The sequence below is a fragment of the Salipaludibacillus sp. CF4.18 genome, from assembly GCF_051262595.1.
In the GTDB taxonomy this organism is placed as follows: domain Bacteria; phylum Bacillota; class Bacilli; order Bacillales; family Salisediminibacteriaceae; genus Salipaludibacillus; species Salipaludibacillus neizhouensis.
Map to the genome: position 1 here is coordinate 145,615 of NZ_JBIMEV010000004.1, position 15,310 is coordinate 160,924.

General features: G+C 39.1%; 12 protein-coding genes and 3 riboswitches. Of the genes, 2 read left to right on the forward strand and 10 right to left on the reverse strand.

What is annotated here, in order from left to right; all coding sequences use genetic code 11:
• Window positions 1–24: 24 nt before the first annotated feature.
• The 10 genes from ACHABW_RS04695 to arcA all read right to left on the reverse strand — a co-directional run bounded on the left by ACHABW_RS04695 (window position 25) and on the right by arcA (window position 12,995).
• Entirely contained in the window at window positions 25–327 is a 303-nt protein-coding gene (locus ACHABW_RS04695; protein WP_435754279.1) for a YrhK family protein, read from the reverse strand.
• A 218-nt stretch (window positions 328–545) separates the two neighbouring features.
• Window positions 546–752: an NETI motif-containing protein gene (locus ACHABW_RS04700; RefSeq protein WP_435754329.1), complete on the reverse strand. Its 207-nt coding sequence runs from the start codon at window positions 750–752 to the stop codon at window positions 546–548.
• 91 nt (window positions 753–843) lie between these two features.
• Window positions 844–1,350, reverse strand: a complete 507-nt coding sequence (locus tag ACHABW_RS04705; protein ID WP_435754280.1) for an isoprenylcysteine carboxyl methyltransferase family protein — start codon at window positions 1,348–1,350, stop codon at window positions 844–846.
• Window positions 1,347–2,435: a type III polyketide synthase gene (locus ACHABW_RS04710; RefSeq protein WP_435754281.1), complete on the reverse strand. Its 1,089-nt coding sequence runs from the start codon at window positions 2,433–2,435 to the stop codon at window positions 1,347–1,349. Before ACHABW_RS04710 ends, ACHABW_RS04705 begins: the two co-directional genes overlap by 4 nt.
• Window positions 2,436–2,624: 189 nt before the next feature.
• Entirely contained in the window at window positions 2,625–3,932 is a 1,308-nt protein-coding gene (locus ACHABW_RS04715) for an NCS2 family permease (RefSeq protein ID WP_435754282.1), read from the reverse strand.
• 179 nt (window positions 3,933–4,111) lie between these two features.
• Window positions 4,112–4,213: riboswitch (purine riboswitch) on the reverse strand.
• A gap of 98 nt (window positions 4,214–4,311) precedes the next feature.
• On the reverse strand, window positions 4,312–5,850 hold the full coding sequence (guaA, locus tag ACHABW_RS04720; RefSeq protein WP_435754283.1) for a glutamine-hydrolyzing GMP synthase: 1,539 nt from the start codon (window positions 5,848–5,850) through the stop codon (window positions 4,312–4,314).
• 124 nt (window positions 5,851–5,974) lie between these two features.
• A riboswitch (purine riboswitch) is annotated at window positions 5,975–6,076 on the reverse strand.
• An 80-nt stretch (window positions 6,077–6,156) separates the two neighbouring features.
• Window positions 6,157–8,436 carry a transglutaminase TgpA family protein gene (locus tag ACHABW_RS04725; protein WP_435754284.1) on the reverse strand — a complete coding sequence of 760 codons (2,280 nt, stop codon included), beginning with the start codon at window positions 8,434–8,436 and terminating at the stop codon, window positions 6,157–6,159.
• Window positions 8,437–8,446: 10 nt separating this feature from the next.
• A complete protein-coding gene (locus ACHABW_RS04730) occupies window positions 8,447–9,688 on the reverse strand; it encodes a DUF58 domain-containing protein (RefSeq protein ID WP_435754285.1) in 1,242 nt (413 codons plus the stop codon).
• A complete protein-coding gene (locus ACHABW_RS04735) occupies window positions 9,685–10,659 on the reverse strand; it encodes an AAA family ATPase (protein ID WP_435754286.1) in 975 nt (324 codons plus the stop codon). Before ACHABW_RS04735 ends, ACHABW_RS04730 begins: the two co-directional genes overlap by 4 nt.
• A gap of 1,097 nt (window positions 10,660–11,756) precedes the next feature.
• Window positions 11,757–12,995, reverse strand: a complete 1,239-nt coding sequence (gene arcA / locus ACHABW_RS04740; protein ID WP_435754287.1) for an arginine deiminase — start codon at window positions 12,993–12,995, stop codon at window positions 11,757–11,759.
• Between the two features lie 205 nt (window positions 12,996–13,200).
• On the opposite strand from arcA, the gene ACHABW_RS04745 reads away from it, so the two are divergent.
• Complete coding sequence (locus ACHABW_RS04745) at window positions 13,201–14,064, forward strand: SDR family oxidoreductase (protein ID WP_435754288.1); 864 nt, start codon at window positions 13,201–13,203, stop codon at window positions 14,062–14,064.
• Between the two features lie 74 nt (window positions 14,065–14,138).
• A riboswitch (TPP riboswitch) is annotated at window positions 14,139–14,246 on the forward strand.
• 121 nt (window positions 14,247–14,367) lie between these two features.
• Window positions 14,368–15,135, forward strand: a complete 768-nt coding sequence (locus ACHABW_RS04750; protein WP_110937368.1) for a thiazole synthase — start codon at window positions 14,368–14,370, stop codon at window positions 15,133–15,135.
• The last annotated feature ends 175 nt before the right edge of the window (window positions 15,136–15,310 follow it).

A 15,310-nucleotide genomic window follows, 5' to 3' on the forward strand; every position in this document is an offset into this window, starting at 1 on the left:
GTGGCTTCATTACCGCTAAAATACTTATTCTTGCTTTTTAGTAGGATTATAGTTACTTGAATGCTTCATTTCATTACGGAGCGAGGTATTATGCATAATTCGTAAAACCGGGCGACTCGCGAGAAACAAACTTCCGCATAAGTAAAAGATAGATCCAATAATCTCTGTACTAGTAAAAAAGTTAAGACAGCTACCCGCAACAAAAAAAATCCCTATTAGCAAATCATTTAGAGTCGTAATGAGTCGGTATCTTTTTCTGAAAAAGATACGAAACCTACCTGCTTTTACATCGATGTACTCTTCCGTCTCACGAATTTTTGACTTCATAAATTCACCTGCTTCTATATCATCTTACTAAAGGTTAACTACCACCTTTATAGAAATATAAACTTGAAATTACCTATCAAAAACGCGTAGCGTCTTTTGATAGATACAGCGTGATCTTTCGCCACCATCATTTAAGTATCAAGGGTGGGCTTCCCTTGATACTTGTGGCGTAAAGATCACGCTGTCAATTTATAAATTCTTGTAAAATCAACGTTACTTTAATCTTCTAACAATTTCCCTTCAAAAACAATTCTTTGATGAGAAACTTCAATTTCTATTTTCCCGTTTTTCTTCACTTCTTTAAGTACGGGTTCTTCCATCCGACGGACAGGCATATAACCATTATCTTTCATTCTATCTAAGCAAGCATCAATGGATTCATTTTCTTCCACATAAAAACGTTGTTTCTTCTTTTTATCTGCCATCATCTCATTTCCCCTCATCATTAAGCTTATAACGTTTATTCAATCTAAGGGTAATATACCGTAAATAACCAGTATCATCAATGTATGTCCTTTAGCCTTCCCCCAATGCTCTTTCTTCTGCAGGAATTCTTATAAGCAGTAAAAACAATGCATTAAATATTGTAAATAATACGGCAGTAACATAAGCTTGAAATAGAAGTGGAAATAGCACTAATTCCAACGTTACTATAAGATAATTCGGGTGGCGCAACTTGGAACTGTAGAGACCTTCCGTGATTCTTTTTTCGCCGGGAATAACAAGGATTTTTGTATTCCAAAACTTTCCGAGCGTGGTTAGCATCCAGATCCTCAGCCCTTGTAATAACACATATCCGAGTAATATTACGAACCAGTATGGGTGAAGAAGCTGTGCCCCGATCGTCCATTCTAAGGCGATAAAGAGAAAATATCCTATATGCATTCCAACTAGCCATTTATAGTGAGCTTGTCCATATTCCAACGCCCCTTTTTCTCGCATCCATTCTTCATTACGTTTTGCAATAATGACTTCACTAAGTCGTTGCAGTACAACTAGCCCCCATAAAATCCAAAAAATCATGATCCTACCTCTCTCCATTCCAATAGTAGAAGTTCTGAACAAAATCCTGGTCCTAATGCGGCCATCAATCCCTTTTCTCCCTGTACAGTCTCGTGTTCCATTATTTTTTTCAATACATACAGTACGGTAGGAGATGACATATTTCCATGATTACGAAGAACCTTTCTCGATGTTTCCGTCATCTCTTCCGAAAAAGTCAGAGCTTGTTCATAAGCTTGTAAAACTTTTTTACCACCTGGATGAGCGACGAAATAACTAATATCTTGCAGGTCAATTTTATTCAAAGAGAGAAATTCCTCTACATTCGGTTTCAACCATTTTTCAATCACATTTGGAATGTTTCGTGAAAAAACAACGTTTAAACCGTTCTCTTTAAGATCCCATCCCATAATATCTTCTGAGTCTTCCATAAACGTCGATTGTGATGCTAGAATAAACGGCAATTTTTTTTGCTTAAATTTCATGCTATTAGCAGCAGTATCCCCAACAATTAGTGCGCATGCTGCCCCATCACCGAACAAAGATGTTCCTACTATATTACTTTTCGAAATATCTTCTTTAGAAAAAGTTAAACTGCAGCATTCAACACATACTACAAGTACTTTGGCTCGGGGATATGCCAGACAATAATCATAGGCACGACTTAGTCCAGCTGCTCCACCAGCGCAGCCAAGTCCCCAAATGGGAATCCGTATCATGTGAGGTGAAAAAGAAAGTTTGTTCATCATTTTTGCATCAATAGTAGGTGTCGCAATTCCTGAGCTTGAAATGTAAAATATGGCATCAACATCAGATACAACTGTTTCATCCACTTTTTCTAAACAAGACCGAATTACTTTCACGCCAAGCTCTACTGCAACTTCTACATATCTTTCATTTTTTTCAGCAAACGTGCGATCCTCTTTAAACCAGGACATTGGCGCTGACAATTGCCGTTCTTCTATTCCACTAGAATCAAACACTTTAATCATTCGATCTATTGCTGAATAGGATGGTTGAAAGAGATCATAAATAAGTCCTTTTATTTCTGCTTGTGTATATTTAAAGGGAGGATTCTCCGTTGTGACAGAAACAATTGCAGGCAATTAAAGCCCTCCTTCATAAGAATGATGGCATATCTTGCCTTTATATTATGTTAATTCAACTGTTTTCATCCAGTTGAATGTATTTTATTAATTAACCTTTCGTGATCAAGCCACTTACATAGACGATAAAAAGACACTGAAAAAGTATGATCTACTTTTTCAGTGTCTTTTTATTTTTCTATCGTGTTTTTATAGATATACAAAATACAGAACAAACACAACCAACAAACCGTACATCACTGGATGCACTTCCTTCGCCCTTCCTTTACATACCATCGTAATAGGATACATGATGAAACCTAAGGCGATACCTGTTGCAATACTGTATGTTAACGGCATTGCAATAATTGTGAAGAAAGCCGGTACGGCAATCTCAAATTTTTTCCAATCAATACTTGATAGCGACGATGCCATTAATACACCAACTACGATAAGCGCAGGAGCTGTAACAGCCTCTGTTACAACAGCGAGTAATGGTGAAAATAATAAAGCAACCAAAAACAGTATACCAGTAACAATCGATGCAAACCCAGTTCGGGCCCCTGCCGCTACTCCTGATGAAGACTCAATATAAGCAGTAGTAGTAGAAGTTCCTAAAACAGCTCCAATCGCCGTTGCAGAAGAATCTGCTAAAAGTGCTTTCTCCGCTCGTGGAAGCTTGTTGTCTTTTATAAAACCAGCTTGATTTGCTACAGCATACAATGTTCCAGCTGTATCAAAAAAGTCTACGAATAAAAATGTTAAAATTACGATCATCAATTGCAGTGTGAAAATTTCTCCAATGCCCATCTCTGCGAAAGGGGCAAAAGCCGCTCCAAAAGTAGGGGCAAGACTAGGTACCGCACCAATCACTTGTTGTGGAAATGGAACAGCACCAAAAATCATTCCTACTACGGAAGTAATTACAATCCCGTAAAAGATACCACCTTTAAGTCCTAAACTCATTAAGACAACCGTGATAATGACACCAAAAACTGCTAACAACGTTTGAGGTGCTCCCAGATTCCCTATTTCTACAAGTGTTGCTTCAGAAGCAACAACTATTTCAGCGTTCTGCAAACCAATAAAAGCGATAAATAAACCAATTCCGGCTCCAGCAGCATATTTTAATTCAGCTGGAATCGCGTTAATAATAAATTCGCGGACGCCAACTACGGAGATAATAATAAAAATAATACCTGAAACAAATACTCCTAGTAACGCAGTTTCCCACGGTATACCCATCCCCAATACAACGGAGTATGTGAAAAATGCATTTAATCCCATTCCTGGTGCTAAAGCGATCGGGTAACGAGCAACAAGACCCATTATAATAGTACCAATGGCTGCAGCTACTGCTGTTGCAACAAATACTGCACCTTGATCCATGCCCGCGTCCATTAAAATTAATGGATTAACAAATAAAATATAAGCCATCGCCAAGAACGTGGTGAATCCACCCATGATTTCATTTTTATAATTTGTTCCCAATTCTTCAAACTCAAAGTAACGTTGCATGTCCAAAACTCCCCTTTTTCTTTATACTTTTAGTCTTCCCACGTATAACCTCATTTAGACTTCAGCTGAACGAGTTTAAACATAAAAAGCCCCGTCTTCACTAGATGGAAGACTAGGGCTTTCCTGTTTCTATACGCAATAATAAAAGAAGAAGTGTACATACAATTGAACACTACACCAAACCTTCTTTTACCATTCGTAGTAGAGCTATTTACGGCAGCTCGGTAGAAACTTTCGGGCCCTATTCCCAAAAATATACGAAATAAATAAAATTTATAATAGTTAGTGTAGCATTACAGTATTAAAGCCGTCAATACAAAACACGAATAATATTGACCTTTCCTCTAATTTCATTCGCTTTTTGTACAATTTAGCTATTTTACTCCCACTCAATTGTGGATGGTGGCTTCGATGTAATGTCATAAACAACACGGTTTACGCTCTTTACTTCATTAACAATACGAGTCGAAATGATCTCCAACACATCATACGGAATTCTTGCCCAATCAGACGTCATTCCATCTATGGAAGTAACTGCACGGATACCAACAGTATAATCATACGTACGTTCATCACCCATGACTCCAACACTTTTCATATCCGGAAGTGCAGTAAAGTACTGCCAAATTTCACGATCAAGCCCTGCTTTTTTAATTTCATCACGAAGAATCGCATCTGATTCTCGAACAATTTCAAGCTTCTCGTCTGTAATTGCTCCCAACACCCGAATTCCAAGACCAGGTCCAGGGAAAGGTTGACGCCATACTACTTCATCCGGTAAGCCTAACTCCGCTCCAACAATCCGAACTTCGTCTTTGAATAACGTATTTAGTGGTTCAATTAATTCGAACTTCATGTCTTCTGGCAGACCGCCAACATTGTGGTGGGATTTGATCGTTTGAGCAGTATCTGTTCCACTTTCAATAATATCAGTATATAGCGTTCCTTGAGCTAAGAAATCAACATCCACTAATTTTGAAGCTTCTTCTTCAAATACATAGATAAATTCATTTCCAATAATTTTTCTTTTTTGTTCAGGGTCTGTAACCCCGGCCAACTTCGATAAAAAGCGATCTTGAGCATCTATTTTCACAAAATTCATATCGAAGCCTTCACCAAATGTTTTAACAACGCCTTCAGCTTCGTCTTTTCGTAAAAGTCCGTGATCGATGAACATACAAATTAATTGATCACCAATCGCCTTATGAACCAAAGCTGCTACGACTGAAGAATCTACGCCACCACTCAACGCACATAATACTTTACGGTTGCCGACTGACTCACGAATCTTTTCTACTTCCATGTCAATAAAGTTTTCCATGGACCAGTTACCTTCGCATTTACAAACGCTGTAAATGAAGTTTTTAAGCATTTCATTACCATATTCTGAATTACGTACTTCAGGGTGGAACTGCACGCCATACAAGCTGCGACTCTCATCACTCATTGCTGCTACAGGACAAGAAACATTCGTAGCATCGACAGTGAAACCTGCTGGCGGTGCTTTCACAAGATCACCGTGACTCATCCAAACTGTTTGCTCCTTTGGTAATGTATCAAATAGTTTAGACTCGGTTTCGATCGTTATTTTTGCTTTTCCGTATTCGCGGTGATTCGAAGCTTCCACGCCACCGTCATAATGGTGAGTCATTAGTTGCATCCCATAACATATTCCTAGTACTGGAACATCTAAATCAAAGATTGCTGCGTCATAACGAGGGGCACCCTCAGCATAGACGCTTCCTGGACCTCCGGATAATATAATCCCACTCGGGTTCATTGCCTTTAATTCCTCCGCAGTGACCTTATGAGATACTAATTCGCTAAAGACCCCTAAATCACGGATACGCCTCGCAATTAGTTGATTATATTGTCCACCAAAATCCAACACAATTATCTTTTCATTAATTTCAACCATATCAATTCCACCTCTACTATTTAATTTAAGAGACTGCAAAGCAGTCCTTTATGTAAAAAAAAGCTGCAAATCAATCTTCGCACATAAAAAAATACGAAGACAGAATTTCCAGCTTTACATCGAAGAAAGAAATATCTGCCTTCATAGTCAGGTTGTTTAAGGCAACCCGGTAGAAACTCTTGAGCCATATTCTCAAGGATATATGCGGCAATTACAGTTTTAATTTCATTGAAGTCCAGTTAGACGATATCCAAGACCTTTCGCTTTCACTTAACTGATTCATTTTATCAAGTGATCTTCACGTGGTCAAGCGCCCATTTTTTTCACAATTGCTTCCCATTCCTTTTGCAAAGTCTGCCACTCCCCGTATGTTTCACGGTCACCGTAGTAAACTCTCTCATACGTTTTCGTGAGTTTCCCCATGGAATTTGAATTTAATTGTTTATCTATTCGCTTCGCATACTCACGTAAAGTTTCTCCTTCGGTTCTTTCAAGTCCTTCGTTTTTTAAGATCCATAACAATCGTTGATAAGCCGATACAAACTTTTCATCTTTCCCTAAAACCCTATAATAAACTAAGAAATACTTGTTTTGGAGGTAATGCTGTTTTTGATAGAAAACCATGACTAAAGCCGCAACAGCAATCGAAATAATAATATTTTTAAGTGTCAACCAGTCGTATAGAAGATAGTCTCCGTTACTGGAACCACTGGCCGTCTCTTCATCCAGGTTTCCAGATTCCTCCTCATTCTCAGAAGCAAACGGATCTTCTCTATCTTGCTGATCACTTTCCGGTTCTGCTGTCTCATTTTCTGCGGTATCTACATCTACATCCGTCTCTTCTTCTTCAAACTCCGCATAGTTATCAAATCCCTGGGTAGGTTCAAAAGCTACCCATCCAACACCCGGAAAATAAACCTCTACCCATGAATGGGCATTTCCGTTCCTAACTTCATACAAATAACGATTTTCATCGATTTCTTCCACCCGTTCTCCTGCTGTAAATCCTTTCACCCACCTGGTTGGAATATCCAATGTTCTTAGTAAAACAGCCATGGATGTCGAGTAATTATCACAATACCCAAGTTGCGTTTCAAACAAAAACTGGTCTACGTAATCTTGCCCTTCTTCTGGCACAGGAACATCCGTTGTTTGATATGTGAAATCATTCTCGGAGAAATATTGTTCGACCGCAACTACTTGATCATATCGAGTATCCTGACCTTCCACAATCTCTTTTGCTAATTCCGTTACTCGCTCCGGTAATTCTTCCGGCAATTGAAGGTATCTCATTTGAATTTCTTCAGGATCAGCCTCCGAGATATTACGTAAAGTCTCAATAGGAAAAGTTGGCTGTTCATATACGATGTCATAGCTTGTTAAAGTAACATTGTTTTGAGTTGATCCGTGAGCCTGAATTCTACCACTTATGGCGTCGCTGCTAAATGTCAGATTACCAACAGCACCTTCTTCGTCAGCCACTTGATGGGTCAAGGTATTAATATTTGCCATTTTAAACTGACCTGGATAGAAGAAGTGACTAAAACCAACGTCTTCTTTCATTTTAACAGATGCTATGGTATCTTCTACTTCTACTAGTTCTTCAAAAAAAGAGATCTCCACTTCTTTTTCAAAAATAGTGTTCGTCTCTTCATAAAATTGCCCGGATACCCAACCTTGTCCCGTATAATGATCCTTTGATTCTCCGCGCCAGTAAACAGGTTCTACAACTTCCGCTTGAAAAACTAACTCATCATCCTGTGCAAAACCGCCACCAAGCTTTTCATCATTTTCACCGTAACCTATTTTTTTTGTAGTTGATCCCGAGCGACTGTCTTCTCCTAACACAACTGATCGAATCGTTGGAACAGGATCAGACCACTGCGGGTCCGGCTTTGGTGCCACTATACCTACAATAATGGCTATTGTAATCATTACTATAAGCGTATACATCCATGTTGGTGACAGAAACGTATCTGCTTTTCCAGAGATAACTCTCTCCTCATCCTGAACTTTTAACATCTGCAATAACGTAATCATAAAAAATCCGATGACTACAATTCGTACAATTGCGACAGATGCATCTACCGGTGTAAAGGTATCAAGTACCGTAATATAGATAATCGTCGTAAAGAGAAAAAAGAAAATACGCTTTGTATGAAAAATCCAAAAGTAAAGCAAATAACAAATTAAAGCCAATAACAGCAATAAGAGAAATGTTCGAAACGGGTCCGTTAAATAGGCAAATTCTCTTGCATAAATTAGGGCTAAGTTATACTTTACTTCACCAGTGAAAAGCCTGAGTGTTTCCAGAACACCTTCCAAACTGAAAAAAGATCCCTCATAAAAGATAGTATGCACACCATATAAACTAGCAATCAATAATACGGGGACTATTATCCAATAAGAAATACGAAAATAAATAAGAACAGCACTTAATAATGCAAACAAAACGAAAACTTGAATTTCCGCAGTGTTCGTCACTTGAGGAATCGGTCTTAACCATTCCCACAAAATTAAAAAAGCCATAGAATAGATAAAAAAATGAGTGATGGACCTTGTGTGCTGTTTTTTTAGTTGCGCCATTTCATCACCTCTATACCTTTCCTACACCTTTATCTATATTTCCGTCTGATAATTGATAGACTTCTACACCAGTTTTCCGAAGCTCTTGAAGCCGCTTTTTTTCCCATTCATCTATTTCACTGCCTTTATCCATCAAGGCAAAATAAACTTGGACTCGCCGTGCTACAAGTACTTTTACTCTTTCTAGAGTTTCACGAGTCAATTCCACGGATACGATAATCATAGACACTCCAGAAGGAACTTTAACCTCCGATTCACTAAGCCTCGCCGCAAAATCACCATGTTGATCACCTTTAAGTTGTGCAAGATGTTTCACCATTCGTTTCTGATGGTCTCCCCCAGTATCAAGTTCAAACTGGCGCTTATGGGATCCTAATGTCCAGAGTCCAACATCCAGATGCCTGGTATAGGCATACATTATAATCGAGGTAACGAGTTCAATCCCCTTTTCATACGCCTCAACCGTTCCAAAGTGATCGTCAGGAATGGCATTATTAAAAACGATTAAGAAGTTCTGACCTATATATTCTTCAAACTCTTTCGTCATTAATTTATTAGTTCTCGCAGTTACCTTCCAATCTATACTCGTCAACTTATCACCAGGAACGTATTCTCGAGCTCCTGCAGCTGAAGTTACATCTTCAATAAAATCCTTAGAGGATATGTCTGTCTCCGAGTCATGTTTCTCGTAAGCTGACCACCGCTCGATATTATGATAACGTGGATATACAAGCACATTTGAGTTTAAAGCAATAAACTTACGTTTTTCAAAAATCCCAAACATATCACTGGTAGATAGAGTGAAACCTAAAAACTCGTACTCTCCTCGCTTCACTTCCGGGATGGTATACGAGAAAGTAAGTTTCTTTTTCATCGTGGGATAAAAGATCATTCTTGATTGGCGTGATGGCATTTGTTCGCGAATTGCATTTCCAACCTCATCTTCCACAGTTAAATATAAAAAAGGGAACGGCCATTTGCGCCGGACTGATATATCCACCGTTAATTCAGAACCAGAAGGCAATGCTCCGTCACCCACATTCCTTTCTATCACAAATGAACCAAGAGGAATTAATGCATACAGCAGCATTAAAACCACTAAAGTAGCTACACTATAAAATAAAAACCAACTTACAAACTCCCCCTGAAACATCGCATAGCTAAACAATCCGACGAACACACCGACTACAATCAATATCTTAAAAAGGAATTTTATCGGAGACCATAATCGTTTGAAACTAAGTGATTTCATTGTGCTCTTTCTTTCCCTGTTGGAATACCCACTAGTTCGAGTACTTCTTCGATCACCCGATCTGTGGACGCATTAGAAAGCTTGGATTCCGAATTTAATATAAGCCGATGTTGCAGGATATATGGAGCTAAATATTTAATATCATCCGGTATCACATAATCTCGATCTTGCATAAAAGCATAAGCTTGTCCTGCCTTCATCAACGCTATCGATGCTCGTGGACTGGCACCTAAGAAAACAGCAGGATGATGCCTTGTTTCACTCACAATATTAATAATATATTGCTTCACATTTTCATTTACAAAAACGGTTTTAACTTGTTTTTTCATTTCCAGTAGCTCGTCTAATTCTATGACAGGAAAGAGTGTCTCAATCGGATGTTGCTTCTCTACACGGTTTAAGACTTCAAGTTCCTCTGATTTTGTCGGATAACCTATACGAAACTTAAAGAGAAAACGATCAAGCTGCGCTTCCGGTAATGGGTACGTTCCACCATACTCAATCGGATTTTGGGTTGCCATGACTAGAAACGGTTGCTGAATAATCCGCGTTTCTCCATCGGTGGTCACGCTGCCTTCTTCTAAAGCTTCCAGCAATGCTGCTTGTGTTTTCGGAGACGTTCGATTAATTTCATCTGCTAAGACAATATTAGCCATTACTGGTCCTGGCCGAAAATGGAACTCCATTGTTTTTTGGCTAAAAACAGAGACTCCGGTCACATCAGACGGTAGCAAGTCCGGCGTAAACTGAATACGTTTAAATTCTCCTCCTATAGATCTGGCAATTGCACGAACCATCATTGTTTTCCCCACACCCGGAACATCTTCCAAAAGAACATGACCACCACTTAACAGGGCAATAAGACTAAGTTCGATTTCTTTCCCTTTTCCTACGACAACTTTCTCGATATTTTCGATTAATTTATATACTAGTGGTTGTTCAACCACTGATCGTTCAGATTGTTTTTGCAATGAGGTTTCCTCCTTGAATAGTAGTTTGCAAGCAGTATCATTGAATGTTAAAAACACAAATCTCTAAATCTAATAATAACATGAAAACTAGATTTTTCGTTGATTTTCCACAATTACCTAGCTTTACTTATTCCTTCAATTTAAGGAATTTATCTCGCTCATGATCGGAGCATTTTTACTCTCGCCGATCTACTGGCCCAGGTGGCGCTTTTATTGATCCGTATCGCGCATTTGTAATATTTTTCATGATAAAACTGCATTGAAAAACTGCCGTAAGCATAAGCTCACGACAGTTTTAGGTTTTGCAAATTAAAATATTTTTACTGCTATCGCTGACTTCTCCATATTAAAAACGAAACACCTATAATCAGAAATCCAATTACTAAAACAAGGCTCAGGATTACTGGCCAATAAATCATATTAAACAACATTATCCATAGTCCATCCTCTCATAATAAAAACGTCCTAGCTTTTAAATTAAATGCAGCGCGTCATCTACTGCCGCTATCTCTTAAGAGTAAAGGTTTTATTCAACCCCTCAGTATAGTATATACCCTGAATATCATCGTTTTAATACAGACAAACATCGCTCTTAGATCACCTTCCGCCATGCCACGAGATTTGCGATTAGTAAAAACATTCCGTATCCATACACCCCATACTCCATTGTTGTTGCCCAAAAAGTTGGTAGCAATGTTTTCTGTGACGAGTAATCGCAGGAGCACCTACCGATAATCGACCATTTTTTCCTCTCTTATACTCGCTCATACTCTCGTTATCTACCCGCTACTTTTGTAGGTGCTACTCCGGTAGCACCTACCGATAATCGACCATTTTTTCCTCTCTTATACTCGCTCATGCTCCCGTTTTCTACCTGCTACTTTTGTAGGTGCTACTCCGGCAGCACCTACCGTAAATTGAATAATCTTTTCTCTCATATACTCGCTCATACTCTCGTTTTCTACCCGCTACTTTTGTAGGTGCTACTCCGGTAGCACCTACCCCTCCCCGAAAAATCACCCCAGCACACAAAACAAGAACCCCCTCTTTATAAAAGAGAAGGTTCCACTATTTAACGAGTTTCCTATGTTTTCACTCTATACTCTGCGTCTTGAAATCGGCATTGTCATGCACCTTGGGCCGCCTCTTCCTCTCGACAACTCCGAGCTTGGTACTTCAAGAACCTCTACTCCATGTGAACGGAGCGTTTCATTGGTGATGTAATTACGATCATAAGTCACAACTACACCAGGGGCCAGCGCTAATGTATTGCTTCCATCATTCCATTGTTCCCTCGCTGCTTCAATCACGTGCCCATTTCCAATTGGGATAAGAATAATATCATCTAATTCTAAAACTTCTTTAAGAGTTTCAACCAAATTAGTCCGTTTTTCAACGATAATTTCGCCGTTCTCATCTGTTTCCATCACAAATAAATTCATTTCATCCGCAATTTTTATCACCGCCGGATGGACCGTGAATTTATTCGTGTCTACTTGGGTAAATACGGTGTCCAAGTGCATGAATGCACGTTCTTCTGGGATTTGGATCGCAACAATTTTCTTGATGCTTTTATTAACTGACAGAAGTTTTTTGAATAACACTTCGATCGCATGAGGACTTGTTCTGGCACTTATACCGATAGCCATGACCTCTGGTGTCAGGATAAGCTGATCTCCACCTTCTATCGAGAAGTTATTCGATTTATCATAGATGATCGGTGTGTCAGCATCCTTAAATTCAGGATGGTGATTCATAATGTATTTCATAAAAATGGTTTCATTTTTCCTCGCCGTTTGATTCATCGGATTCAAAGAAATCCCATTTCCAATGACATTATACGGGTCTCTTGTGAAATACATGTTAACCAACGGATCTAAATAAAATGGATACGGGTGGTCCAGCATTCCAGCAAGCTTGTGCCGTTTTTCTACAAAAACTTCTTCTTTACGGATACCCCGAATCAAAGTTTCAACAAGCTCAGTTGGATTTTTGGAAAGCAAGTATTCTTTTAAACTTTTATATACACTCTCTTCATCTCGATGCAGCTGTTTTGGAAGGGTCAGAAACTCATCGATAAAGACTTCTCTAACACTTTTCTCCGTAAGGGCAGCGGAAGCAAGGTCAGTTACATAAAGTACTTCTGCCCCCCTGGATGAGAGAACTTCTACAAATTTATCATGCTCCTTTTGAGCCAATCGCAGATTAGGGATATCATCAAAAAGAAATTCCTTCATAAACTCTGGGAATAAATTTTCAATTTCTTTACCTGGCCTATGTACCATTACCTTCTCAAGTGTGCCTATTTCTGAATAGATATTAAGTGGTGACTGCATCTTTTTCCTCTCCTTTAGCTAAAACCAGTTGTCTATTTATTTACCCTATCTCTATTTTATCAAATCGCAATAATATTAATAGATTCTCTTTCAACGTTAGTTTTTTGAAGCTCATTTCATTCTGTTAGACTTATAATAAGAATAACATTAAATAGTTTTGCTAAGCGCATGAATGTGAGAATTTATAACGACGGAGGTATAGATCATGAAAAAAAAGCTGGCAATCATCACCGGTGCCAACACCGGCATGGGATTGGCGACGTCTATTGAATTAGCTAAGAAAGGGATACAAGTTGTTATGGTATGCAGGAACCCTGAAAAAGGAAGGGAAGCACTGTCGACAGCAATCGAGCAAAGTGGTTCCAACTACATTTCATTGATGATTTGTGATTTAGGTTCCTTAAAGAGTGTTCGGTCGTTTGCACAACTGTTCCGAGAAACCTTTGACTATCTTGACATCCTCATTAATAATGCCGGTGTTGTTTCGTTAAAAAAGCAATTAACAGAGGATGGTTTTGAATTACAGTTAGGGGTCAATCACTTAGGGCATTTTCTTCTGACAAACGAACTGTTGGACATGATCAAAGAGTCACCGGATGGTCGCATTATCGTATTGTCTTCCGGAGCCCACAAATGGGGTAAATTTGATTTGAATGATCCTTATTTCACCAATGAAAAATATAATGTTATCAAAGGATACGGACGTTCCAAACTAGCAAATATTCTTTTTACAAAAGAACTGGCCAGTCAATTAAAAAACACAAATGTCACGGTTAATGCAGTACATCCAGGTGCCGTTGCGACGAGCCTCGGAGTCGACAGAAAAACGGGCTTCGGAAAAACCGTTCATAAACTGTTAAAACCATTTTTCCAAACACCTGCTGAGGGATCTCGGACTGCAATCTACCTAGCAACAAGCCCTGAAATCAAGGGAATTACCGGAGAATACTTCGAACATAAGAAAAAGATCTCCGCCTCGGAAACCGCACGAGATAAAACTTTGGCAACAGCGTTTTGGAAATGGAGTGAAAACGAAGTTGGTTTGACCGACTATTCGAAAACCATCTAAATTTTCGATGTATATTCTTTAAACAGTAGTAACCGCTTACTAATCTATGTTATGGTAAATATAAGAACTTAATAAGTAATTGCTAGGGGAGCCACCGTGATGTGATGGCTGAGAGGAACAACCGCCGACCCTTTGAACCTGAATTGGTTAATACCAACGTAGGGAAGCATAGATGAACTAAAGTAGAATCTTCTATTATATGTTTATTATGCCCGCCCTAGTTGGCGGGCTTTTTTGCGTTTTCATCCCCTGTACTATTAAGTTCTTGTCTATCTTTTTATTTCAACATTGGAGGAATGAAAAATGAAAGATTCGTTAGTTATTGGTGGAGTAGAATTATCAAGTCGTTTATTTATAGGCACAGGGAAATATGCCGATCATCATCAGATGAAAGAAGCTATCACAACGTCTGAGTCACAAGTAGTGACTGTTGCATTGCGACGTGTTGATATGGATTCTGAAGCAGATAATATTGTGAATGATATACCAGATCACGTTACCTTAATGCCAAACACATCTGGGGCAAGAACCGCGGATGAAGCGATACGCATTGCCCGACTGGCGAAAGCGAGTGGAATGGGTAATTGGATTAAAATTGAAGTGATTTCTGACAGTAAATATTTACTGCCTGATAACCAAGAAACAGTGAAAGCAACCGAGGTTTTAGCAAAGGAAGGCTTTATTGTTTTACCATATATGAGTCCCGATTTAATGGCCGCAAAGCAAATGGAGCAAGCAGGAGCATCTGCCATTATGCCACTAGGCGCGCCTATCGGTTCAAACAAAGGAATTCGAATGAAGGAAATGATACAGATCATGATCGATGAAATCAAGGTTCCTATTGTCGTCGATGCAGGGATTGGTAAACCTTCAGAAGCTGCAGAAGCAATGGAAATGGGTGCTGATGCCGTGCTTGTAAATACTGCAATTGCTACAGCTGATGACCCTATCAACATGGCACATGCTTTTAACTTAGCTGTTCGATCCGGCCGTCTAGGTTATCTTTCAGGACTCGGACCTATTTCAAAGAAAGCCCATGCCTCTTCGCCATTAACAGGATTTCTAGGTTAAGAAAAACGGCATAGCCGTCTTTTATTAAATGCAGCGTGATCTTTAAAGCCACCCCGAGTAGCACCTACGTAGTACGTGTAGGTGCTACTCGATAGGAGGCGAACTTCCCTTGATGCTTGTGGCGTAAAGATAGCTGTCAACTTACAAATTCTTATCTTGTAAGAACAACGCATAC

Excerpts from the sequence above, each read along its gene's own strand:
- ACHABW_RS04695 (WP_435754279.1), bottom strand. The coding sequence starts at position 327 with ATGAAGTCAAAAATTCGTGAGACGGAAGAGTACATCGATGTAAAAGCA.
- ACHABW_RS04700 (WP_435754329.1), bottom strand. The coding sequence starts at position 752 with ATGGCAGATAAAAAGAAGAAACAACGTTTTTATGTGGAAGAAAATGAA.
- ACHABW_RS04705 (WP_435754280.1), bottom strand. The coding sequence starts at position 1,350 with ATGATTTTTTGGATTTTATGGGGGCTAGTTGTACTGCAACGACTTAGT.
- ACHABW_RS04715 (WP_435754282.1), bottom strand. The coding sequence starts at position 3,932 with ATGCAACGTTACTTTGAGTTTGAAGAATTGGGAACAAATTATAAAAAT.
- guaA (WP_435754283.1), bottom strand. The coding sequence starts at position 5,850 with ATGGTTGAAATTAATGAAAAGATAATTGTGTTGGATTTTGGTGGACAA.
- ACHABW_RS04725 (WP_435754284.1), bottom strand. The coding sequence starts at position 8,436 with ATGGCGCAACTAAAAAAACAGCACACAAGGTCCATCACTCATTTTTTT.
- ACHABW_RS04730 (WP_435754285.1), bottom strand. The coding sequence starts at position 9,688 with ATGAAATCACTTAGTTTCAAACGATTATGGTCTCCGATAAAATTCCTT.
- arcA (WP_435754287.1), bottom strand. The coding sequence starts at position 12,995 with ATGCAGTCACCACTTAATATCTATTCAGAAATAGGCACACTTGAGAAG.
- ACHABW_RS04745 (WP_435754288.1), top strand. The coding sequence starts at position 13,201 with ATGAAAAAAAAGCTGGCAATCATCACCGGTGCCAACACCGGCATGGGA.
- ACHABW_RS04750 (WP_110937368.1), top strand. The coding sequence starts at position 14,368 with ATGAAAGATTCGTTAGTTATTGGTGGAGTAGAATTATCAAGTCGTTTA.